Origin of the sequence: Streptomyces sp. HUAS CB01, assembly GCF_030406905.1 — a bacterium.
GTDB lineage: Bacteria > Actinomycetota > Actinomycetes > Streptomycetales > Streptomycetaceae > Streptomyces > Streptomyces chengbuensis.
Map to the genome: position 1 here is coordinate 2,222,024 of NZ_CP129137.1, position 21,662 is coordinate 2,243,685.

Annotated in this window: 19 protein-coding genes and 1 pseudogene; 3 read left to right on the plus strand and 17 right to left on the minus strand. The window is 69.0% G+C overall.

The window, feature by feature from the left end; all coding sequences use genetic code 11:
- Positions 1 to 69: 69 nt before the first annotated feature.
- The 12 genes from QRN89_RS09865 to QRN89_RS09920 all read right to left on the minus strand — a co-directional run bounded on the left by QRN89_RS09865 (position 70) and on the right by QRN89_RS09920 (position 14,374).
- Positions 70 to 2,652, minus strand: coding sequence for an RNaseH domain-containing protein (locus QRN89_RS09865; RefSeq protein ID WP_290348979.1), 2,583 nt, complete (start codon positions 2,650 to 2,652; stop codon positions 70 to 72).
- Positions 2,649 to 6,011, minus strand: coding sequence for a hypothetical protein (locus QRN89_RS09870; RefSeq protein ID WP_290348980.1), 3,363 nt, complete (start codon positions 6,009 to 6,011; stop codon positions 2,649 to 2,651). Before QRN89_RS09870 ends, QRN89_RS09865 begins: the two co-directional genes overlap by 4 nt.
- A complete protein-coding gene (locus tag QRN89_RS09875) occupies positions 6,008 to 7,177 on the minus strand; it encodes a restriction endonuclease-related protein (protein ID WP_290348981.1) in 1,170 nt (389 codons plus the stop codon). Before QRN89_RS09875 ends, QRN89_RS09870 begins: the two co-directional genes overlap by 4 nt.
- Positions 7,178 to 7,463: 286 nt before the next feature.
- Positions 7,464 to 7,862: a hypothetical protein gene (locus tag QRN89_RS09880; protein WP_290348982.1), complete on the minus strand. Its 399-nt coding sequence runs from the start codon at positions 7,860 to 7,862 to the stop codon at positions 7,464 to 7,466.
- Positions 7,863 to 7,939: 77 nt separating this feature from the next.
- A complete protein-coding gene (locus tag QRN89_RS09885; protein ID WP_290348983.1) occupies positions 7,940 to 9,685 on the minus strand; it encodes a relaxase/mobilization nuclease domain-containing protein in 1,746 nt (581 codons plus the stop codon).
- Positions 9,686 to 9,689: 4 nt separating this feature from the next.
- Positions 9,690 to 10,040, minus strand: coding sequence for a plasmid mobilization protein (locus tag QRN89_RS09890; protein WP_290348984.1), 351 nt, complete (start codon positions 10,038 to 10,040; stop codon positions 9,690 to 9,692).
- A 269-nt stretch (positions 10,041 to 10,309) separates the two neighbouring features.
- Positions 10,310 to 10,534, minus strand: a complete 225-nt coding sequence (locus QRN89_RS09895; protein WP_290348985.1) for a hypothetical protein — start codon at positions 10,532 to 10,534, stop codon at positions 10,310 to 10,312.
- Positions 10,535 to 10,637: 103 nt separating this feature from the next.
- Positions 10,638 to 11,666, minus strand: a complete 1,029-nt coding sequence (locus QRN89_RS09900) for a DUF2637 domain-containing protein (protein WP_290348986.1) — start codon at positions 11,664 to 11,666, stop codon at positions 10,638 to 10,640.
- Positions 11,663 to 12,256, minus strand: coding sequence for a WhiB family transcriptional regulator (locus QRN89_RS09905; RefSeq protein ID WP_290348987.1), 594 nt, complete (start codon positions 12,254 to 12,256; stop codon positions 11,663 to 11,665). Before QRN89_RS09905 ends, QRN89_RS09900 begins: the two co-directional genes overlap by 4 nt.
- Before the next feature lie 101 nt (positions 12,257 to 12,357).
- A complete protein-coding gene (locus QRN89_RS09910; protein WP_290348988.1) occupies positions 12,358 to 13,071 on the minus strand; it encodes an ATP-binding protein in 714 nt (237 codons plus the stop codon).
- Positions 13,071 to 14,012 (minus strand): hypothetical protein, encoded by a 942-nt coding sequence (locus QRN89_RS09915; protein WP_290348989.1) that lies wholly within the window; start codon positions 14,010 to 14,012, stop codon positions 13,071 to 13,073. The genes QRN89_RS09910 and QRN89_RS09915 overlap by 1 nt, the downstream gene beginning before the upstream one ends.
- Before the next feature lie 2 nt (positions 14,013 to 14,014).
- On the minus strand, positions 14,015 to 14,374 hold the full coding sequence (locus QRN89_RS09920; protein ID WP_290348990.1) for a hypothetical protein: 360 nt from the start codon (positions 14,372 to 14,374) through the stop codon (positions 14,015 to 14,017).
- Between the two features lie 663 nt (positions 14,375 to 15,037).
- On the opposite strand from QRN89_RS09920, the gene QRN89_RS09925 reads away from it, so the two are divergent.
- On the plus strand, positions 15,038 to 15,940 hold the full coding sequence (locus tag QRN89_RS09925) for a helix-turn-helix domain-containing protein (RefSeq protein ID WP_290348991.1): 903 nt from the start codon (positions 15,038 to 15,040) through the stop codon (positions 15,938 to 15,940).
- A 42-nt stretch (positions 15,941 to 15,982) separates the two neighbouring features.
- On the opposite strand, the gene QRN89_RS09930 is transcribed toward QRN89_RS09925, so the two are convergent.
- Genes QRN89_RS09930 through QRN89_RS09940 form a run of 3 tightly spaced genes read right to left on the minus strand, consistent with a single transcriptional unit; the run spans position 15,983 to position 18,856 of the window.
- Positions 15,983 to 17,179 (minus strand): amidohydrolase family protein, encoded by a 1,197-nt coding sequence (locus tag QRN89_RS09930; protein ID WP_290348992.1) that lies wholly within the window; start codon positions 17,177 to 17,179, stop codon positions 15,983 to 15,985.
- 24 nt (positions 17,180 to 17,203) lie between these two features.
- Complete coding sequence (locus QRN89_RS09935; protein WP_290348993.1) at positions 17,204 to 18,319, minus strand: MAB_1171c family putative transporter; 1,116 nt, start codon at positions 18,317 to 18,319, stop codon at positions 17,204 to 17,206.
- A 3-nt stretch (positions 18,320 to 18,322) separates the two neighbouring features.
- The gene (locus QRN89_RS09940; protein ID WP_290348994.1) at positions 18,323 to 18,856 is read right to left on the minus strand and encodes a hypothetical protein; all 534 of its coding nucleotides are present in this window, start codon (positions 18,854 to 18,856) and stop codon (positions 18,323 to 18,325) included.
- Between the two features lie 132 nt (positions 18,857 to 18,988).
- On the opposite strand from QRN89_RS09940, the gene QRN89_RS09945 reads away from it, so the two are divergent.
- Positions 18,989 to 19,192, plus strand: a complete 204-nt coding sequence (locus QRN89_RS09945; protein WP_290348995.1) for a hypothetical protein — start codon at positions 18,989 to 18,991, stop codon at positions 19,190 to 19,192.
- A 364-nt stretch (positions 19,193 to 19,556) separates the two neighbouring features.
- Positions 19,557 to 19,997: pseudogene (locus QRN89_RS09950) on the plus strand (pyridoxamine 5'-phosphate oxidase family protein).
- 68 nt (positions 19,998 to 20,065) lie between these two features.
- Here QRN89_RS09950 and QRN89_RS09955 read toward each other — a convergent pair.
- Together QRN89_RS09955 and QRN89_RS09960 are read right to left on the minus strand one after the other, a co-directional pair.
- The gene (locus QRN89_RS09955; protein WP_290348996.1) at positions 20,066 to 20,548 is read right to left on the minus strand and encodes an ATP-binding protein; all 483 of its coding nucleotides are present in this window, start codon (positions 20,546 to 20,548) and stop codon (positions 20,066 to 20,068) included.
- 629 nt (positions 20,549 to 21,177) lie between these two features.
- A complete protein-coding gene (locus QRN89_RS09960) occupies positions 21,178 to 21,426 on the minus strand; it encodes a hypothetical protein (protein WP_290348997.1) in 249 nt (82 codons plus the stop codon).
- Positions 21,427 to 21,662: the final 236 nt, after the last annotated feature.

Below are 21,662 nucleotides of genomic sequence, written 5' to 3' on the forward strand. Positions count from 1 at the left end.
CTCGACGCATGTGATTGCCCGCGCACCGGCCTCCCGCGCGGCCGACGCAAGGGCTGACTGCCTGTCGCCCTACACGTCGTCCTGCGCTTCGTCCGCCTCGGGGGTGATGTTGGGCTCGATGCTGGGGCCGCGGTATTCGGGGTGGGCGCGGTCCATGGCGCCGGCGACATGCAGCGGGAACGGGTGGCGAGTACGCGCATCCCAGGCCAGGGACTGGTGGCACAACTGTGCTGCAAGGGCAGCGAGTTGTTCCGGGTCCCGGCCTCCGGCGTGGGGGACGGCAAGCTGCGTAGCCGTGAAACTGTGCCAGTCCTTGCGCTGGAGGGCCCAGTCGTCCTTGGGAAGGGTAAAGCGGGTGTAAACGCCGCCGATGCTGCCAGCTTGTCCGAAGCCCTCGTAGGTACGGGACGCCTGGGCGGTGTACCAGCTGGTAAGGCCAGTGCCGGTCGTGCGCCGGTAGAGGCGGTCTTGGGGCTTGGGTGGGCGTTTGGGGCTCTTGCGGGGGCTGGCGGTGTTCTCCACCGGGGTGGGCACTTCGCCGTAGGAGGTGTTGATGGAGATCACGGCGACGGACCGCGTGGGGGTGCGCAGGTCATCCCCCGGCAGCGACCCCCTGCCGAAGTGGACGTTTTGGAGACCGGGCCAGATGGTGCGGCAGGCTTCCGCGTCCACGAAGATGATCAACGGGCGATCGGAGGGAAGGATCTTCAGAGCGGAATCAATGTGCTGGCGCGCCAGCAATGCGCCCTCTTCGTGGCGCGCGTGCCCCTCTCGGCCGATCGAGCCCCGGCCGAAGGCCGCTTCTGCTGCAGCCTGGGGCCGCCAGTCATGGGTGCTGTGGTCGTAAGACTCCATGCGCCACGGACGGTCGGGATCCTTGCTGGTGTGGAGCGCAGTAAGGACTTCGACCATTTGCGTGCGGTCGGCGGCGCCGGGCCGGCGGTTGCTGATGCGCTGCTGGCGTAGGTGGATACCGACCAGGATGGGTTCGTCGGCCAGGTCGGTGACGTGGCGGAGACGATCGTCCACGCAGCCGAGCCGGAACATGAGATCCCGCAGGGCGTTGATCGCCTTGTAGTCCTTGGGAGGTTCGGTCTCGTCATCAGTTTCTGTTTCCGCCACGTCGTCGGGTTCGGGCGTCGTCTGGCGGGCCAAGAACTGGGAGACGATGTCGCGCTCGTACAGGGCACGGCGCAGGTCGCGTTTGTGATCGTGGCGGTGCTGACCCGCTTCGCGTTCGCGCTTGGTTGGCTTGGGGTTCCAGATGGTCTCGACCCAGGCGCCGTTCAGGGTGCCGTCCTCAAGTTGGTCCAGGAAGGCGAGTTCGTCGTGCCAGTCGACGCGGTCGGCGCGGTCGAGGGCGGGCAGGCGGTGGAAGCGGACGAAGAGCCGTTCGCTGAGGCGGTGGTCGGTGTGGTCGCTGCAGTCCAGCGGCTGGTTGGGGGTGTTCGTGTAGGGGGCTAGGGCCTCGGTCATCCTCCGGCGCGTCGTGCCGTCGCTGTAGAGGGCAATGATGCGAACGGCTTCGCTGCCGGTGGCGGCGAGGGCGTGGTCGAGATCGGCGCGAGCGATCGAGCCCTTGGCCGGACGGGTCAGCTCGATGGGGGTCGGCTCGAAGCCGACTTGGATGATCTTGGGGCGCTTGAAAGTCTCGTTGATGTGATCGGCGAGGATCTTGTTGAAGCGGGTTCCGACACCTTTGCCGAGGACGTGCGGCACGGGACCCGGAACGAGGGCGCGCATCTGGCCTCGGAGCGCGGCGAGATCGTCGTTGGCGGGCCAGGCGGTGAAGTCCATGCCGCAGGCATCGAGGACTTCGGCGGCGTAGTTGCGGGCGTAGGGCACCCACTGGCCGTCGCTGTTCTTGGTGTGGCCGATCGGCATCCGCAGCAGCGTGTTCTTGTTTGTGCCGTGCTCGATGAAGGCGGTGCGGGTGCTGGCCCAGTGGGTGGCCAGGCGGCTGAACGTGGGCAGCACGTGGAGGGCGAACAGGGGCTCGCCGGGCTGGGTGACGACACGGAAGTCCAGTTTGTGCAGGGCGTATCCGGTGCGCTTGGGCTTCAGGGTCGTCCTCTTCGTGACGGCGTCCCAGCTGATGAGGCTGCCCTGGGTGTCCATGCGCCAACGGATTCGGCGCATCCGGGGGCCGTCGGGGACGGGCAGGGAGGTGCGGGCCAGGCGCTGCGCGAAGTTCCAGGCCGCGACGCGGTAGAACCAGCCCGGGGCGTGCGGCGTGCCGTCCTCGGCACCGCGGACGTAAGAGGCCAGATTGGGGTGTTCGACTTCGGCGGCAGCCAGCAGGGGGGCGAGCGTGTTGGCGTCCTCGCCCTTGCGTACGCACCGCTCCCACTCGCTGACCGCAGTGGACAAGATCCAGGGGTCGAACGGCCGGGTGGTGACGGCGACGGCGGGCTGGGCAAATTCGTCGTCGACGGGCTCGTAGCTGTGCGGCATGAGAACGACAGGCTGGCCCGACACCGCGCTGAGCGCGGAGGCCAGCCCGGCATACGGGGGGCGGCGCGGCTTGCCGTTCTTCGCGTCGCCGTAGCTGGGCAGGGAGCTCCATGCCTCCCCGAACTCGCGATTCAGGGGGTAGAGCGTGATCTTCCCGAGCCCGCTGTACGGGAAGAGGAAGGCCAGGGTGCTGATCATCGGCTGGTCTCCCGGATGTGGTGATCGGCGAAGCGGAAGAAGGCGTTCAAGGTGGTGCCGTAGTAGCGGCGCATGAGGGGCAACTCGTCGCTCCGGGCCCACTGGGTGCGCAGCTCGCGGATGAGGTAGGGCAGGTCGGAGTTGCCGCGTGTGTCCAGGAAGGCGGCGTCGACGAGTTTGATGCGGCCCGGTGTGCCTCCGCGCCGGGCGCGGCCGACGAGCTGGATGAGGCTGATGATGAGCTCGGCGGCGATGGCTCTCTTGGCCCGGGGCGGCAGGGAGCGGAAGTAGCGTTCGCTGGTGATCAGCTTTTCGAAGTAGTGGCCGGCCACCACGCGGCGCCGCTCGAGCTCGGTCCAGGGCTCGCTGCTGGTCTCCTTCTCGTCCAGGGCGCGGGCACCGACGTGGGCGAGGAGTTCGTCAGGTTCGTCGACCAGCGGGACGGGGCGGATGGCGAGCCAGATGGAGCCGATCGCTGACTTGTTGGACTGCGGCGCCAGGATGTTCAGTCCGCGTTCGGCCCGGCCCAGCGGAGCAATCAGGATCCGGGCCTTGGGCAGCCGGGTGAACGATTCCAGCTGGTCGCCGGGGATCTCGTGCCAGAGCGGTTCGCCGGTCTCGTCATGGCGAGCCATGGGCTCGTCATCCGGTCGGGGTCTGACGGCGACCGCGATGAGACCGGGTTCGGCTCCGGCGGCCAGCAGGCCGTCGCGCAGGTGCTGGCAGCTGTCGTAGGAGGTGGTGACGAGCAGGATCGAGTCCTGAACACGGCGCTTGCTGAGACCTCCGAGATCCTTCAGCTCGCCACGCAGCCTGGGCCACATGCGTCGGCCCAGAAGACGCGTGGCCTCGATCCGGTCCTTGCCCGTGATGCCAGAGATCCTCAGCATCTCTTCGCCCAGGCCGGGGAAGAGCTCGGCCTCGATGCTCACCCCGTGATCGACGTCGTCGGGTACCCACCAGGTGGGGACTGCGTGCACATGGTGGCGGTGCGCACCGGGCGCGTACGCGGTGGCGGACAGGCCCAGCACGACACGCTTGTGGCCGCTGTGTGCCAGGGCGGTGATCTGGCCCAGGGTGGTGACGTACGTGTGCGGATCCCCGCCGAAGGCCGCCACGCTCAGCCGGGTGTCTTCCGGCACCCCGGTCCTGACGTCCTCGGTGAAGGCGAACATGAGCCGTCCCTGCGGACCGTGCGGGATGGCCCGCCACGCGCTGAAGGGCCCGAGCACATCGGCGATGTCCCGTGCCGCCTCGACGCCGGCCAGCTTGAGCTGCTGTGCATTGTGGACGAAGCGGTACAGCAGCAGCCGCAGCGGTTCGAGGAAGGCCCGGCGCAGCATCCGGTCCAGCACGTCAGCCCGGACCTGCTGATTGGGCACCCACGGGGCAAGCCGCTGCTCCAGCTGCTTGCGCACGGGGGACAGGGATCCGGCGTCCGCGTCAGGGTCGATGACATCCCGCAGGAGCTCGGCGAACGGATGCAGGTGCTCGGGCAACGCGGTCATCTTGATCTTGCGCTCGTACAGGGCGGCGAATAGACCACGCTCCGCCGTATCCGGCGAGAAGCCGCGCTCTTGCGTGGTCACCTGCTGGTCGTCGTTGGCGAACAGGGCACGCAGCTGCGTACTGATCCACCCGTCCCAGCGCTGCGGAATGATCCACCGTCGCTCCTGAGCCGGACGCCCCGACTTCTTGGGGCTGCGGCTCCTCTTCTTCGTTTCTTTGCGGTCGCTGGGGCCAAGAGCACCGTGGGCGAGGTGGCTGGTGTAGGTCTCGGCGAGCCAGCGGGTACGCATCAGCGTGTTACGCATGCTCTCGTCCAGGGCCGGGCGCACCCGTCCGAATGCCTGGATGAACTCACCGTCGAGCCTCAGCAGCGGGCGCTGGTCCTGGCGGTTGCCCCAGGCCAGAGTGAGTCCCCTGCCGGCCCGGCCCAGGACGAATGACTGGAAGGCGTCCACTTCGTCCAGAGCGGTGAGCTGGCAGCGCCGCATGATCAGTTCCTCCACCGTCATCCTCTCGACGATGGCACCGGAGTCGACCTGGACCGGGATGTGCAGATGCCCCTGGTAAAAGTTCGCGTGCGTGGTGACGATGATCTGCGCGGTACAAGCCTGCCGGGCCAGACGGAACTTCCCACACACCGCACGGAACGGGCAGGCGCAGGTCCCCAGCCGCCGCGCCTTCGAGCCCCGGCCTGATTCCAGGGCGCCGACGGGCCGATACGGGACCAGGGACATGCAGGCCTCATGACCGGGTACCCAAGCATCGACCTCGTCGTCGACGGTGGCCAGCGACGGCAGGGCACAGCCGTACCCGAGCCGGTCCTCCGCCCACTTGATGAAGGCCCGGTCCCTCGACTCCGCTGCCACTTGATCCAGGGCGACCATCATGCTGTTCGGCGACATCAGCGGCACAACCAGTCGCTCGGGATGCTCAACTCCACGCGAGCGCAGGTCCTTCTCGATGCCGTAGGCCATCTTCAGCGCCGCCATGGTGGTGGGAACGGCCAACCCCAGCGTGACGCCCTCCGCATGGGCCCAGGAGCCCAGGCTGCGCATCAGCACGCTCTTGCCGAACCCGGTCGGGGCCTGGAGCACCTGCAGATTCCCTGCCTCGACTCGCAGCAGTTCACCGAGCTCGACGTCGTCGCCGGTGCGCAGCTGAGCAAACAGCGGCTCGAGGGACTCGGTACGGAAAGACTCACCGGCTTGCTGGTCCAGCTCCCTGTTGAGAGCGAGGAACTCGTTCACCTTGAGGGCCAACTGCCCAGCCGCCGACGCGGTGCGCACCCTGACAGGCTCGGCCTCCGGTGCCGCATGCCGCTCCTCCAACGTGTAGTGGGCCTGAACGGCCCACGTGGAGTCGTGACCGGCAATCGGCACCCGCAGGGTGGTCACGTAGTCGCCGGGCTCGGCGTCGGGCAGCGCACCGGAGTTCTCGGCACGCAGCCGGTCGATCTCCTCCAGTAGCACGTCGGCCAGCTCCTCGGGCAGCATGCCGTGGCGGGCGGCGAGCACGTCATCGTCCTGCAGGACGTACTCACAGATCGCCCCCGTGGCCAGGAACCGCTCCGCGTCCGTACGCAGCGACTCCTCGTTACTCAGCCGGTTGGGGCGCTGGCGCAGCATGCGGCTGATTCGCCGCTGCTCGTCACCCGAGAGCTGCGGATACTCGGTCCACGCGTCGTACTGCCCCGTGAGCAGGTAGGACACGCGCTGTAGGTCGGTACCGGCGCTGCCGTCCCCCGTCCGCAGCGGAAAGTGCTGTTGCGCGAGTGCGCACGCGCAGGCGATGACCTTCGGCAGAATCCGCCGGTCCAGCTCGCTGTCCTTCTCCACCAGCTGTACTGTCATCGCCGACCGGCCTTTCGCACCTCGGCCTTGGCCGCCTTGAGGACCTCGCTTACCAGCAGGACCGTCAGATTCGGCAGCTGTTCAGCCAGCTCGTCCCGCTGCGCCTCGCCCCGGTAGTCGGGAATGACGATGGTGCGTGCCGCTGGCGGCTTCCTGCGCAACTGGTCAGCCAGTGACACCGCGCACCCGTAGTCCTTTACGTCGATCCGCAGCTCCCAGCCTGTCGCAGGGACGCGGACCAGCAGGTCGTAGCGGTCCTTGCCCGGCCAGAGTTGAACCTCGACACCCCGCTCCCTGAGCGCGTCCAGCCTCTCGAAGAGGTAGATCTCGGACACCCCGGAGATGACGATGTGGCGCCACACCGCAGTCTCCACGCACATGCTGCGCTTCGGCCCTTCGCGGTGAAAGGACCGGGCCGCCGGTTGCCGGGGCACGCCGCCGTCGCGTCGCTGCAGCATCGGGCGCCCTTTGGCGGAGTCTGTGCGCACGAAGTACGCCGCGTTGTGCAGGGGGAAGCGGCAGCGCACCTGCTCACCGTCGACATGCATCGGCCACTGGCACACCGGACACGGCCACCAGTACCTTCCTCGGAACACCTGATCGGCCGGGATTGGCACGTAGCGCACGGACTTACGCATGCCGACCGCCTGACTGAACAGCTCCGCCAGCTGCCGCTCTTCACCGGCGGGTTGCTTCACCACGAAATACCGGTGCGCGGTGTACTCCTTCTCGCTCGCCCCCTCGTTGATCTGCTGGAATGCCTCGCGCTCCACCAACTCGCCGTGCATCCACGCCCACGTGGGAAGCCAGCGGCGCGCCGGATCCACACCCCCGCTCAACAACTCGACGATGTCCTCGCAGCCCTCGGCGTACACGTCGTCGCTGAGCTCGCCGCCGTCGAGAACCGTCAGCGAGCCCATCGTGCTGTCGGCGAAGAGCTCGGGAGCGATCTGCGCGAGGGGACGATGCAACGCCTCGATGAGCATGGTCGGCGTGTTCGGGCCCTGGCCCGGGCCACACACCGACATGACGACCCCGGTCATGCGGGCGATCTCCCGGCGGGCAGCCGGCTCCTCGTAGCGGCAGGTGTGCGCGTACCCGGCACGGACGGCCGCGCTGGTGAGCACCCGGCGGTGATACTGCAAAACGTCAGACGACAGCGTCATCCGGCTCTCCATCTCACATCATTAAGTGACCACGACAGAGCTCTCTGTGATGACGGGATGATGCCAGCAGCCGCCGCTGCCTCAGCGGAGCCAGGACACGCCACATCAGGTGCTGACCTGCAACAACTGCGACGTGAGGGTGCATCCGGCGTAATTGGAATTCATCAGGATCGGTGAGCGACGATGCACCGAGTTGACGGTCGGCGCGACTCTGGCTGCATCACCATCCCCCGGTCAATGTCGCTGCCGGTCTCAGCCAGAGGGCATGGATGCCGCCGACCAGGACCTACTCGGGCCTCGGCTCCGACAGGTAGGTGCCGGCGAGCGTGCCGTCGTATCCCACGGCCTGGGCGGCGGCCTCCAGGCTCGGATAGTCCTGGCCGCCGACGTCGATCATCGCCTCGTAGTCCGCGCGCGTCAGCTCGGGCTCGACCCACTGGTGCGCGCACCGGCATCGGATGCTGATCTGGCTGCGGTCGCAGATGACCATCCAGTCGCGCCGGGCTCCGCACTTCGGGCACATCACCAGGATGCCGCCGACGCGGATCTCCTCGGGGTGGGTGGTGGCGCGGAGACGGATGATGCCGTCGCCGAGCCGCGTCTCCTTCTCGAGTCTCAGCAAGGGGTCGTCGGGTGCCGTTTCCGGCAGCACGGTTCTCCGGGTCCGGAGGTCTTCGCTGAGCATCGGCATCGTCTCCTCGTCCTGTTGTTGACCAGCCATAACACCGCTGGCCGTGGGCGTCCAACCCTTTGAGGTGCTGGTCAGCGCCGGGGGCCCGACCTGCGGGAGCTGTTCGTGTCGTTGCGAACCGTGGGCTCAGCTGCCTGCGGCTTCGAGGCTCGGGGCGGCGCCGGTGTCCGCTGGTGCGCTCGTGTGCGGGACAGGTCCGCTGTGGCGGGTAGCTTCCCGATGCGCCGCAGGCGCCAGACGAGTACGTCGGTGACATTGTCGGCGGTCTCCAACTCGCGCCATTCGATCGCCTGCTGGAGCAGTGCGTCGGGGTTGTGTCCGGCTCGTTCGGCTTGGGCAAGGGTGGCGGCGAGCGCGTCCCAGCCAGGCTCGTGCAGGACGTGGTCGGCCTGTCCGGGCAGTGCGGCTTCCATGGTGTGGGCGTAGCGGTCGCGTACGGGGGCGGGGAGTCGGCGTCCCTGTTCGCGCATCGCCTTCATGGGCGTGGCGGACGCGGTCTGGTAGGCGGCGCGCAGGTGCTGCGCGGCTTGTCGGGCGGCAGCGGCCTGCTGGGCGTGGCCGCGGGCGGAGTGCCAGTGGATGGCGGCGATCGTGACGAGGACCATCGTGGACAGGAGCATCGCGGTGGTGCCGCCGTCCTCGCCTTTGCCGAGGGCGTTGCCGGCCTGGACGATGCCGCGCGCGGCGGAGCGGAGGGCGCGGTGGTCGGCGTGCTCGGCGCGGGTGTGGGAGCGGGTGGCACGTTCGAAGGCGCGGGCGGCCTCAGCGAGTTCCTGGCGGGTGGAGGCCGGGGAGGTCTGGGCGACGGCGTCCAGTAGTTCACCAACGCCGATGAGCTGAGCGGCGCCTGCCGCGTCGTCGTCCCCGGCGAGTACGGTGACGGCCTGCTCGGCGACGTGGGTGGCGTCTCGGCGAGCACCGGCTGGGCGAGCGGCCCGTGGGGCGGGGCCCGTGACGGTCGTCGGCTCGTCCTCGGGCGGTCCGTCCGCAAGGCGCTGGCGAATCCTGGGGAGGGAGAGGTCGGGGGCGAGCCGGGAGCCGGGGAACCAAATAGGCTCGCCGTCACGGTTCCGGTCGCCGGGCAGGGCGACCTTGTATCCGAGGATGTCGCCGGAGGGGGCTACACGCTTTTCGAGGCGAAGGCCGGCTTCGGTGAGACGACGGAAGAACTCGTCCTCGTCGGCGGTGCCGGCCAGCGCCTGGCGGACCTGCTCACGCAGCGTTTCACGGGGCGGTTCGGTGCGGCCAGTACGCTCCGCCTTGGCGCGTTCGGCGCTGGTGGGGCGTTGGGCGGCGGTGCGGTCGCCTTCGTTGAGGATCTGCAGGCCCCACTCCTTTTCGATCTTGCGGCACTCGGCCTGGGCGCGGATGCCGTCCTGGTGCCGACGGGGGCTTCGTCCGTCTTCGCGTTTGAGCGTGGCGACGATGTGGATGTGGTCCTCGGCGTGGCGTACGGCGATCCAGCGGCACGCCTTGTCGTCGCCTTCCTCGGCGATGCCGGTGGCGTGGACGATGCGGCGGGCGACCTCGGCCCATTCGGCGTCGGTGAGGTGCCGGTCGCCGGGGGCGGTGCGGACGGGGCAGTGCCATACGTGCTGGGCCGGGCGGCGGTTCTTCGGGAGGGCGAGGACGGGGAGGTCGAGCCGGTCAGTGAGCTGCTTGAGGGTGGCGTTCGGGTCCCGTCCGGGGTCGGGGGCCAGTTCCGGCATCCAGGCGGCGACGAGGTGCGGGTCGGTGTGTTCGTCGCGGCGGCCGGGCCCGTAGAGGTAGGCGAGGAGTCCGTAGGTGCGACTGCCGGTGGAGATGTCCGGGACCACGGTGTCAGCGCCTCGCCATCTCGATGGCGGCGGCCTCGACCCTGGCGGCGGCGCGCAGGACGCGGGCGACGGCGTCGTCGGCGTACTCGGCCTGGCCGCCGGAGTTGAGGACGCGGGCGACCTGGTTGAGGTTGTTGCCGGCGCGGGCGAGCTGGGCGCTGGCGGCCATCAGCTCCTCGACCCGTCCGCGCTGGTCCATCAGCCATGCCTTGGGACCGCCCTGGGCCTGCGCGACGGCGACCGCGGCGTCGGCGAGGAATCCGGCGGTCTTGAGGCCGACGGCTTCGGCGGCGCGCTTGACGACGTCGAGTTCGTCGCGGGTCAGGCGGACGCTGCGGACTTGGTCGCGGTGCACGCTCTGGCGCAGGCGGGGGCGCGTACGAGGCGCGGAGCGCGCGGCTCCTTCTCCCTCCGGCTGCGATCCGCCCTCGGTCGCAGCCTCAGAGTCCGGTGCCCCCTGGTGCCGGCCCTCCCCCGCCCCCTCGTGGGTGGGGGCATGCGCTTCCGAAACTCCTCCGCGGCCCGTGGCTGCGGAGGAGTTTCGGAAGCTACAGCTTGCTCGGCCTCGTGCCGGGCAGTGGTCTTCGCCCAGTTCAGGGGGTGTGCCGAGCGGATCGGGGAGCGTCATCGGGGCAGTCCGGTGACGTCCCGGCGTACGTCGCGCAGGACTTCGGCGACGAAGTCGAGGGCGAGGACGGGGTGGTGGAGGGTGCGGGGTGTGCTCGTGGGTGTGCGCTGGACGGTCCAGGCTCCGTCGGGACCGGGTTCGGCGTGATGGAGGTGTCCGTACCGGCCGAGCACGGTGATCCAGGCGTCGGCTTCGGCTCGGGTGGCCGTGGTGGTGCGCATGTGGCGGCTCCGGTGCGTGTGCGAGGTGAGAGGGAGTCGTGTGGTCGGCGGGTGCGCCGGTCCGGATGTCCGGGCCGGGACACCCGCCGAGCAGGCTGTCCGGTCAGCCGGTCCGGGTGTCCGGAGCCTTGTCCGCTTCCTTGCGGAGGTGCTGCATCAGGACGGTCAACCGGTCATTGCCGAGACCGTGTCCGTGACCGCGGATGGCGTCCGCGACGACCTTGCGGGTCAGGTCGCCGGCCTCGGTGACCGCCGGTCGGGCGATCGCGAGGAGTTGTTCGTCGGTGACCGGGGCCGACTTGCGGGGTTCGGTGTCCGGAGGGTCGGTGGGCCGGGCCTTCGCGGACGGGCCCGAAGTGGTGTCCGGACGCTTGGCCGGGTCGGCGGGGTGGGTGACCGGGCGGGGTCTGGGAGCGGGGTGTCCGCCCTGGTCAGCGTCGCGGCCACCGTGCTCGGGCTCCGGTTCGACCGGCTTCTTCCGCGCTCCGGACACGGTGTCCGGGGTGGTCTCCGAGGTGTCCGGCCGCTGGGTGACCGCCGGGCGGCCGGTGTCCGGGCCGGGCAACTCGGCCGGGTGTCCGGACACGACCGGGGCTGTACCTCGTACGCCCCAGCCGAGGTGGTTATCCGGACGGTCACCGGTGACACGCTCCGTCCGGACACCGGCGGTCTCCTGGTGTCCGGACAGGCCGGCCTCGGTGGCCCGCCGGGCGATCAGGATGTACAGGTGGACGGCTCCGGCCAAGGCGAGCGGGGCCAGGGTGGACAGGACGCCGACGGTGACGTCGCCGAGCCGGAGGCCCGCACCGTCGTGCCGCTGCTGGTTGAGGCGTACGGCGTGCAGGGCGTTGGCCCAGATACTCGCGGCGGTCGCCGTTCCGAACAGCGTCCACACGTAGCAGCGGGCCGCGAGCGGGGCGGTGCGTAGGACCAGGAGGGCTCGCACTCCGTAGGCGATGAATCCGTCGATGACCAGGGGGAAGACGAAGGTCAGGAGTCCTCGGACGTGGATCGCGGTGGCCATCTGCTGCAGGGCGTCGTACGAGAGCGCGCATCCCGCGCCGCCGAGGGCGACGACGGCGGCCCGGTCCCAGCCGTTGATCCGCGCCGGTACGGGCGCGGTGTGGCTCACGCCGCAGTCCCGAGGTCGTCGCGGGCCGGGAGTTTGGCGGCGGGATTCTTCAGGGCCCGGGGGGCGTTGTCGGGCGTCTTCGATGCCTCGTTCGCCTTCTTCTGCTGGTCGACGGCGCGGTTGCGGATCTCCCGGCGGGTCCGGCGGTAGAGCTTCCCGGCGTGTGCCTCGGTGACCTTGAGTATCCGGGCGAGCCGCTCGGCGGGGATGTCGGCCTGGTAGGCGGCGCGGACGACTGCCTTGCGCTCGGCCTTGGTGAGGTGGATGTCGCGTCCGGACAGGGCTTCGTTGACGCGGGAGTAGTTGAGGCGTTGCCCCAACTTGCCGTGCAGAAGCTCTCGCTCCTCTTCGGTCATGCCGCCCCGGATGCCGTCGCGGTCGCCGTTCTCGAGGGCGGCGTCGAGGCAGGTGCTGCGGACCGGGCACTGCGCGCACAGGGCCTTGGCCGCGGCGATGCGGTCGACCTCGTCGGGCTCAGGGAAGAAGAGTTCGGGGTCGACCTGATGGTGCGGGGTCGAGCGGCAGGCGGCCCGGTCGCGCCAGGTGTGGTCGCCGAGGGCTCGAGGCTGCGCGGTGTCAGTGCGGTGCATGGGGGTGTCTCCGTATCCCCCCGGGCCGCGTTTGGGCAGGGGCGACCTGGGGGTTGGTGCAGGTATGAGAACGGGCCGGTGCCGGCCGTCACGGGGCAGGGTCAGGCGCTGGCGGCGGCGATACGGCGTCGCTCGGCCGCGAGGGCTCGTCTGCGGTCGGGGCCGTCGAGGATGACCCGGTCGGTCATCTCGGTGAGACGGGAGGCGACGCGGTCGCCGATGTGGGCACGCAAGTCGGCCATGCCGAGGTTGGTGGTGATCAGGGTCGGGAGCATCGCGTTGTAGCGGCGGTTGATGAGCCGCATCGTGATCTCCTCGGTCCACTCGCTGTTCTTCGCGGCGCCGAGGTCGTCGATGATCAGCAGCGGGCAGCGGGCCAGGTCCATCAGCTCGCGCTCGCCGTCGTGTCCCGGGCGGGGTCGCAGCTCGGCGTACAGGTCGGCGGCCGTGATCGCCTTCCAGCGCAGCCGGACCCCGGCGATCAGGAGCGAGCGGACCGCTCCGTACGCCTGGTACGTCTTGCCGGTCCCGGTGGTGCCGACGATCAGCAGCGAGCGTCCCTCGGCGAGTCCCGGGGCGCCCTCGGGTCCGGGGCGTCCCCGCTCGGCCACCTCGCGGACCCAGGCGGCGACGGCCGGGTGGTCGGCGACGGCGGCTCGGTAGCGGGCCGGGATACGGGCCTGCGCCGCCTGGAGGGCGGGGAGAGGTTCGGCCGGGTCCGTGAGCTTGGTGCTCGGGTCGATGCCCCGGGAGGTGAGGATGTGCGCCAGTCGGCGGGCGATGCCTCCGACGGGCTGGGCGTCGTAGTCGCGCATCACAGCTCCTCGGCGTAGGCGGCGGCAGGGTCGGCGGGATTGGCCCAGGCCCGGTGACCCGGCACGCTAGGCCGGGATTCCGGCCGGACCAAACCGGCGCGGGTGGCGTTCATGGCTTCGTGGACGAGGCTCGGCAGAGTGCTGGGGTGCAGGCCCTTGGCGCGGTGGAGGGCCAGCCCGGCGCGGATGTGGCCGGAGTCGATGCCCTCCGCGAGGAGTTTCGTCGTCTCGCGCCCGAGGTGACCGAGGACTCCGCTGGGCGGGCGGTGTACGCAGGCGGCTGCGTACTCGGCGATGAGCTGCTGAGCAGAGGCGGTCTCCGGTGCGTGGGCGCTCGCGCCCCCCGAAGGGGAAGAAGTTCCTAGATCCAGGTTCCTAGGTCCAAGATCCAGGGGGTGAGGGCTCACTGCGGGTTCAGCGCTTCCTCCGTGAGTGCTCAGTGAGGACTCACTGAATGCCTCGCGACCTGCGGTTTCGTGCGGTCCGGAGGATTCAGCGGGGATTCGTGCGTCCTCAGTGAGTCCTCCGTGAGCCTTCACTGAAGACTCCGGGACGTCTCCGTGAGTTTGCTGCGCATCCGGCTTCGGCTTCGCGGCGGCGTGCTTCGGACACGCGGGGAGCCGGCTGCGGCTCGCGCGGTTGATCTTCTGGTGCCGGTACCAGGTGACGATGTGCAGGTACCGCTTGCCTTCGTCGTCCTCGTAGCGGCAGATCAGGTTGGCGGCGGCGAGTTGGATCAGGTCGTCCTCGACGTCGACCGGCGTACGCCCGCCCCGGACGGCCCAGAGCTCTCCACAGAGCGCGGCGGGCTGGTCACGGAGGCGTCCGTGGTCGTCGGCGCGGCTGATCAGCCCGAAGAAGGTGCGCTCCGCATAGACGCTCACCTGCGCCAGGGACTCGGACGTGAAGGCTTCGGGCTTGAAGGTTCGGATCCTCGCCACGGTCAGCGCCTCCCGTCCGCGACCGCGTACGCCTCGGCTGCGGGACGCAGGACACCGTTGGTGAGGTCGAGGTCGTATGCCTCGTTCCAGTTCACATCGGGGTGGGTGCGCATCACCCAGCGTGCGGCCGTCAGGCCCTGGGCCCGGTTGAGGGCGACAGGGCGCCCCTGTTCGTCGTAAGCGCGGGTATGGGGGCTGGGCCAGGTCCGCTCGGGTTCACGCTGCGAGACGCGGATGGTGCGAGCACCGGGCACCATGTCCGCGAGGAGGGTGGCCAGGCGACGCCGGCGGGATCCGTTGGCAGGGTCGGTGACCTGGACGGGCTGGGCGGTGTGTGCCCTTCCGTTCCGGGACTCGGGCATGCGAGAATTCCTCACTCGTAGGTGAAGTGGGACGGCCGTTCTCGTCGAAAAGGTCAGCCGACCCGCTCCAGTTATGGATCCGCCCCCTTCGGGTGGCGGGCTCGGCGTCCGGAAGCGGCTAACTTCTGGGCGCCGGTTTCATTTCCCCTCGAGGAAGCGCGTCCGTGGCGCTTGGGGTGGTTCCTACTTCCCTCCCACGTGTTGACCTGACGTCGGCGTTTCCCGCCGAGGGACCAGCAACATATGCAGACGGCGGTCAACACTCCAGCTGGCAGCGGGTGCTGAGCCGATTCGACGCCAACTCGACATATGCCGCTAGGTCGGTGGGCGGTGGCGACTCACGGCCCGCCCGGACACTGCACCCCCGCTCGGCGTCCAAGCTGCCGAAGAGGGCTCCGTGTCTCTCCGGGCCGAAGCCGAGCACTTCCCAAAGCCCGAGAGGCGAGTCCCGCCACCAATCCGTTCTGAGAGTTCTCCGCGCACTGGATGTCGCAGGGGACTCCGATCTCTCCCTCCCGCGACCCAGAGCCGTGGAAGGGTTCGAAAACGAAGATCGAGCAAGCGTGCAACGCCGCCCGCTCTTCGCTAAGCTGAAACTATTCCCGACCGAAGAAAAAGTCAACGCACTGGATCGACTCCAGTTTGCACAAAAAACGAGGTCCGATGCCTGCTCGTCACTTCGACCGAGGTCGACTGCGCTCGGTACGGCGAGCCGCCGAGATCTACCAGGTTGCCGTTGGCGAGGCGCTGGGAGTGTCCGACTCGGCGGTCGCCGGCTGGGAGACCGGCGCGCAGACTCCCGATCCGGAGAAACTGCCCGCGCTGGCGCGCGCGCTTGGACGGGACGTAGACGACCTGTTCCCGCGGTCTGGGCCGCCCGATCTGACTGACCTGCGCTGCGATGCCGGCTACTACCAGTACGAGACGGCTGAGCTGATCGGAACCAAGAGCGCCGGACCAGTAGCGGCGGCCGAACGCGGAGAGCGACGTCTCAAGGACAAGTACGTCCCGGCCTTGGCGGCGGCGTACGGGGTCAGCCCGGAGGAGCTGCGGCGAGCGGAGGCCCGGTCGATCGCCAAGGCGCAGGGTGTGCAGGTTGACGAACCCGCACCGTCGGGAACCGGGAGCGCCTCGGCCCTCGGCACCCCTCCCGAATCGCTGGCCGAGAAGATCACCCTGCTCCTGAACAGCTCGTATCCCGGCCCCCAGGGGCCCCCCTCGGATGCGGAGATGGCGAACGCGGTGAACGCTCACGCCGGAGCGCAGATCATCACCGAGGAAGGCTTCCGGGATCTCCGTACAGGCATCACCGGGACCGCGTCGCCGGCGGTGCTGGACGCGCTCTCAGCCGTCGTGGGCGTCTCGCGGATGTACTTCGAGCCAGACGCCGCCGTGGCTGCTCAGGTCTATGAGGGTCTTCAACTCCTCGCAGCCGCGAAGAAGGGGGCCGTGGGCCGGGTGAGGGCTCGGGGGCTGGGCTCTCAGGGGCTGTCACCGAAGGCGATGGCTCTGGTGAACGAGTTGGTGGCGGAGCTTGAGGAGAAGGAAGCGGACGCCGGCGAGTAAGCGCCTGCCCGCAGCTCCTGCGCTGCGGGCATCACGGCGTGGCTAGTCGTGCTCCGGCGTCTTGCCCGGCTCGCGTAGGCGCCCCTCGGCGACGACGGCCTGGACCGCCTTCAGAACGCCGAGGTCTTCGAGGGGGTCTCCGTCGACCACCAGCAGGTCCGCGCGGAACCCCGGAGCGATCCGGCCTGTCGTCCCGCCCAGTCCGAGCGCATCGGCCGCGTCGGCAGTCGCCATGTCGAGGATCCTGCCGTTCGGCAGCCCGAGGTGCGCGTAGAACGACAGGGCGGGCACCAGTCCGTCGAACCCTGTGCGCTGGACTCCCGCGTCGGTTCCTACGATGAGCTTGGCTCCGGCCTCCGCCATCTGCCGTACGAGGTCGAACATGGCCGCCGCCCGCTCCTCGCCGAAGAAGCGGGGGAGCATCTGCCAGTGGGGACTCACAGCCGGGCAGACCGCGATGCCCCGGTCGATGATCTGCTTCAGGACGTCCTGCCGCAGGTCGAAGCCGTCGCTCGTCATCCACGTACAGTGCTCGATCGTGTCCACCCCGGCCTCGACGGCCGCGGTGATGCCGTCCGTACCGTGCGCGTGGGCGGCCACCGGCAGGCCGGCCTGGTGGGCCTCGTCCACCAGAGCCTGGAGTTCTTCCGGGGAGAACTGGCTCTGCCAGCTCTTCGGCCCGCCCTTGGTCAGACCGCCTCCGGTCACCATCGCCTTGATCACGGTGGCGCCCGCCTCCACGTTACGCCGTACGAGGTCGCGGACCTCGGCTTCCCCGGTGACCTCACCGCCGAGGAAGTGGCAGTGGCCTCCAGGCGGGGTCGCGGGTGTGCCGGCGGAGACGATCCGGGGACCGGTAGTGCTGCCGCTGGCGATCTCCGCGTCCAGCTGGAGGGTGAGGCCGTTGCGGTCTCCCAGGTCACGCACCGTCGTCACGCCGCTGGAGAGAAGCTGTTCCGCGCGGCGGCGCATGTCCTTCAGCAGGGTCTCGTCGCTCGACTCGTGGAGCGTGGCCACCGGGTCCGCGCCGCCGTCGAACACCAGGTGCACGTGTGCATCGATGAGACCGGGCACCACCGTGCCCTCGGGGAACGCGAGGTGCGTACTGTCCGAGCCGACCCGCTCCGCGATCTGCGAGCGTGGCCCAACCGCCGTGATCGAGTCGCCTTCGACGAGGACTGCGCCATCGTCCAGATACGTTCCAGGGCCCACGAGGACTCGGCGGGCGGTGATCAGCATCTCGGCCTCCTTGATCGTCGACGGTCAGGCGGACAGGCGCAGCGCGTCCGATACCGCGATCAGCTGACGCACGTCCGCGTCCCGGTCATCAGCCTGGGGCATTGCCAGGGGTACGGCCTGGCGCGCCGGACGGGCGTCCATCCCGATCGTGGTCACGGCTCGGCGAAGGCGGTCCGCCAGCACGGCAGGGGGGAGGGAGAGGACTTCGGCGTCCTCACCCTCGCGAGCCAGATACGGGCTGATATCAACCAGCCCGTCCCGGCATTCCACTATCCGCCGGTGGTAGCGCCGGTGCACGCCACGCGCCCTCCAACGATCCCAAAGAGCCGCAGAAGCCGGCCGCAGCACATTCTCGGGGTACGCGTCGGTGAGCAGCTGCCACAGCGGGGCCAGGCGTCGGTGGTCACGGCGTCGCCGCAGCCAGAGCCGCGCCGAGGTGACCCTCGCGCGGGCCCCCGCATAGGTGACACCGGCGACGAAGAGCAGGATGGACACGACGAGGAACACCGCGACGCCGGCCATGAGCGGCTGCGGGACGGTCCCGCCACTCCAACGGACGGCCACGAAGACCGCGCGGACCGCGCAGGCCACCGCCATCGCGCTCAGCCCCACGGCGGCCATCCACAATCCCGTCGCGTGCGGGCGACGCGACATGCGGGCGTACTGGCGGGTCCACCGACCGGTGACCCCGAGGGCGTACATGAGGTACAGGCCGGTGACGCCGTAGAAGAAGGCGATCTGCGGGATCGTCATGTCCGCCGTACTGAAGGAACCGGCGAAGACGTCATGGGGAACCGTCTCCGCGGCCACGACGATGGCCACGGCCACCAGCGCGACGACGACGGCCTCTCGTCGGGCCCGTCGACGGGCGGTCGGCCCGTCGGCGGAGTACAGGTAAAAGCACATCAGGAAGTAGACCGTCAGCAGGAGCAGCACGTTCTGCACGAGCTTCGCCGTGCCGTGCCCGGCCACGGTGTCGACGCCCGAAGCACCACCCGGCATGGCCAAGGGGTAGGACAGCAGGGCGGTGAGCAGGCACAGGGTGACGGAACGCAGCGGCGCGTCCTGCGGGGCCCGCGACCACTGGTAGAGCTTCCACGCCACGGCAGCGGCGAGGCCCAGGAGGATCAGTTCGGTCATGGGTTACAGCCATCCTCGTCGGTCGCCGAGGGCCGCCTGTACTCGCTGCACCGTGGGGTCCTCCGTCATCGGGGCGACATGGTCAAGCACCGACGACCACTCCAGGATGATCGTGGCCGCCAGCTCGACGGCGCACTCCTCCCCGTCGTCGTACGAGCATCGGCGGGCCACACGCCGGATCAGCGCGGGATCGAGCACCGGGATCATCGTGGCCCAGCCCTCGACGAAGTCGTCCGGAGCTTCCTGCTCCTCCTCGGCCTGCTCGTCCTCCGCCACGATGATGTGGAACACCTCGTGCAGGATGATGTGATCCTGATGCAGGGGGGTCGTTTCCTGCTGGTAGAGCACCACGTCCATCTGAGGCGTGTCGACCCACAGCCCCGACGGTCCGGGCTTCTCCAGCGGAAAGGGCCGCAGGACAATCGGCCGTCCTCGCCTCTCGCCGAGCGCCCGGCACAGCTCCTTCACGTCCAGCGGCGGCTGAACGCCGAGGTCACGAAGCTCGTGACGCAGCCGACGGTGCAGGTCTCGCTCCACCGTCCGCTTCTGCGCGGTACGCCACCGCCCCAAGCGCCGACGGCTCAGTCCGCCCTGCACAGGCACCTTGTGTTCAGCCGCGCCGCGGTCAGTTCTTCCCGGCCACATGAGTAAATCCCCTTCGCACCAGCCGTGGATTGCTCCGACACGAAGCCGGGCGACGGCCGCGCCCGTTCCGACCATGTCCAGTCCCGCTGCACGGCGCAGCCGAAAGTGATCACGGGTATCGAGGGCAGTACGTCGATCCAGGCCGCGAAGGACCTGATCCGTGAACCACAACGGGCGCGCGCCCAAGAGTCCTCAGACATCGAAGTCACTGACGCGAACGAGCAATGACACGACACAAAGCATCCCGGGCAGGCTCTGGGGACTTCATCGGACACTACGCGAAGCCGCATCAAGATCCGACTGGAAAGCACCTACCGGGTCGCAGCAGCATCGAAGCACCAAATCACACTAAATCAGCACACCTACTTGTAGATCATGCTTTTGAGCTGGCAGTTCTCACGAACGATGTGGCCATGCCAAGCGCCTCAAGAGGGGTTGCCTTCGTTACCGATCCGAGACGCTTTCATCGCGAGCAATTGCACCGAATCGGCACATCCAGCACCGAAAAGCCCCACCTCTCATAAGGGAGGAGGGGTGTGGCCAGGGCCACTTTCGGACAGTCAGGACATCACTCGCGATTAGGCTTCCAGGCATGCACGCCGAAATACACCGCAGAGGAACTGACTACCTGGAGTTCTGGAATGAGTACCACCTGTGCACTCTGACCACACTCCGCCCAGATGGCCGTCCACATGTCGTGCCTGTTGGGGTCACCGTGGACGCCGCCGCCGGCATCGCGCGGGTTATCACCCGCAAATAGAGTAGGAAAGTCGCCAACGTACAGGCGGCGCTTCCCGGCCAAGCACGCGCCGCCGTCTGCCAGGTGGACGGAGGGCGTTGGGCGACGCTGGAAGGCACGGCTGAAGTGCGCACGGACGCAGCCGCAGTGGCCGACGCTGTCGCTCGCTACGGAAAGCGATACGGGCGGACGCCAGCACCGGACCCGGAGCGGGTGGTCATCGAGATCGCGATCGACCGGGCCATGGGGCAGGCCGATGTGTCCACGCCCAAGGTCGCGAACGCCGCAGCCTAGGGATCAAGCTGCTGTCTGAGCCGTTGTAGTCGTACGCGACGCGGATGTGGCCGAGGCAGCTCACTCCATCAGGTCTGGCTGCCGCGAGTCGCCATCGGCCCAGAAGCCGCGGCCAGCACGACCCAGGCGGCTTTGTTCCCGCAGTCCGTCACATGGAACCCCCACTGCCCCTGAGCCAACTCGTTCACGATGCGCAGGCCCCGTCCACGCTCGACGAGCAACCCGCTCGCCGCCTCGGCTGGTTCGGCGCCCGGCGACGACGTGGCACCGCAATAGAGGCCCGGGGGGAGCAGAGGATCCCCATCATGGATCTCGCAGATGTACCTTCCGGCGGCCGAGCGGACGTGCACCTCGTACGGGCCGCACGCGTGGTCGTGCGCGTTCGCCACGAGCTCCGAGACGGCCAGGACGCCGTCACTGATGACGTCCCCGGACAGCCCCAGGTCCTTGAGGACACGTCGCAGAACCGCGCGGGCTTCGCCGGTCGGGTTGATGGTGTTGTCGGTCCAGCGGTACACGAGGCCGAGAGCGGCGGACGGTGCGCTGATCATCGGGCGGCGGACCTCCTGTGGGTGACGTCGGTGGCCGTCTCCCGGGGCTGCGACGTGGTCACGGAAGTGCGTCAGGTACGCCGCCGAAAGGCGTACGGCCGCAGGACGCACCCCGGCTTCGGACGCGGCCCCGGGAGCATCGTGGCTCAAGCACCGCCCACAAGGCCGGTCGCGAGTCACGCACTCAACGATGGCCGCCGGTGCCCCCGAAGCTCATGGGCGTTTATGAGCGCAGGGCGGGCGAGCAACAGGCGCTCCAGCTCCAGCGAGGCCGCCGGTGAAGAGACTCTTTGAAATCGGCCAGAGCTGTTCTTCGTTCCCCACTCGGTTGCTATCGGCAACGATGGTCGGGGTCGCCCGCTCGTGCAGTGTGCGGGCCGTGCCGTCCGGTTGATGAGCTGATCGCGGCTGCTGATGTCGGGGCGGTCGAGTCGTAGATCACGGACCCGGATTCCTGGGAACCGCGGTTCTGGTGGCCGGCTGATGGTGCTGCATCTGCCGCCCGGGCTGTCGAGCCTGGAGCGGGAGGTGATGGTGCGGGAGCTGCTGGCCCGGACGACCCCGACCTGAGACGCTGCGAAGCCCGCCACCGCTGGGTGGCGGGCTTCGTCGTGTGCCGGCTGGGGTGCCTACAGTCCGTCAGTGTTGAGGCGCCCCTGGTACTCGTACAGGAATCGGTGGGTCTGCTCGTCGGTGGCGGGGCGCTCTTCGTCGAAGCGGCTGTCCGCCCAGGAGGTCTTACCGCTGGACCGGATGTACAGCTGCCCTCCGCTGATCCTGTACGTCCGGTACTCGGTGAGGTTCTTCTGCACGCTGCTGGTCCTCAGCTCGAATCCTTCGTTCTGATCGAGCAGTTGCTGGCGGACTTCCTTCGTCAAGCGCATGATGCCCCCACGGTTGATAGCAGTGCGGGGATCATGCCATGTCCGGGACGCGGCTTCTGTTGCCGAGCCAGAGGTCCTTCACTCATTCGAGTGGATGCCTCGTCATGTCTCGCTGGCCGTCAGCGGGGTTGCCCTGACCATGGATCCCTTCGCCAATGCCGACTCCCCGTCCGCTCCTCGCCTGCCGCTGCTGACTACTGCGGAGGTCCACGCGGCGGGGACTTACCTGC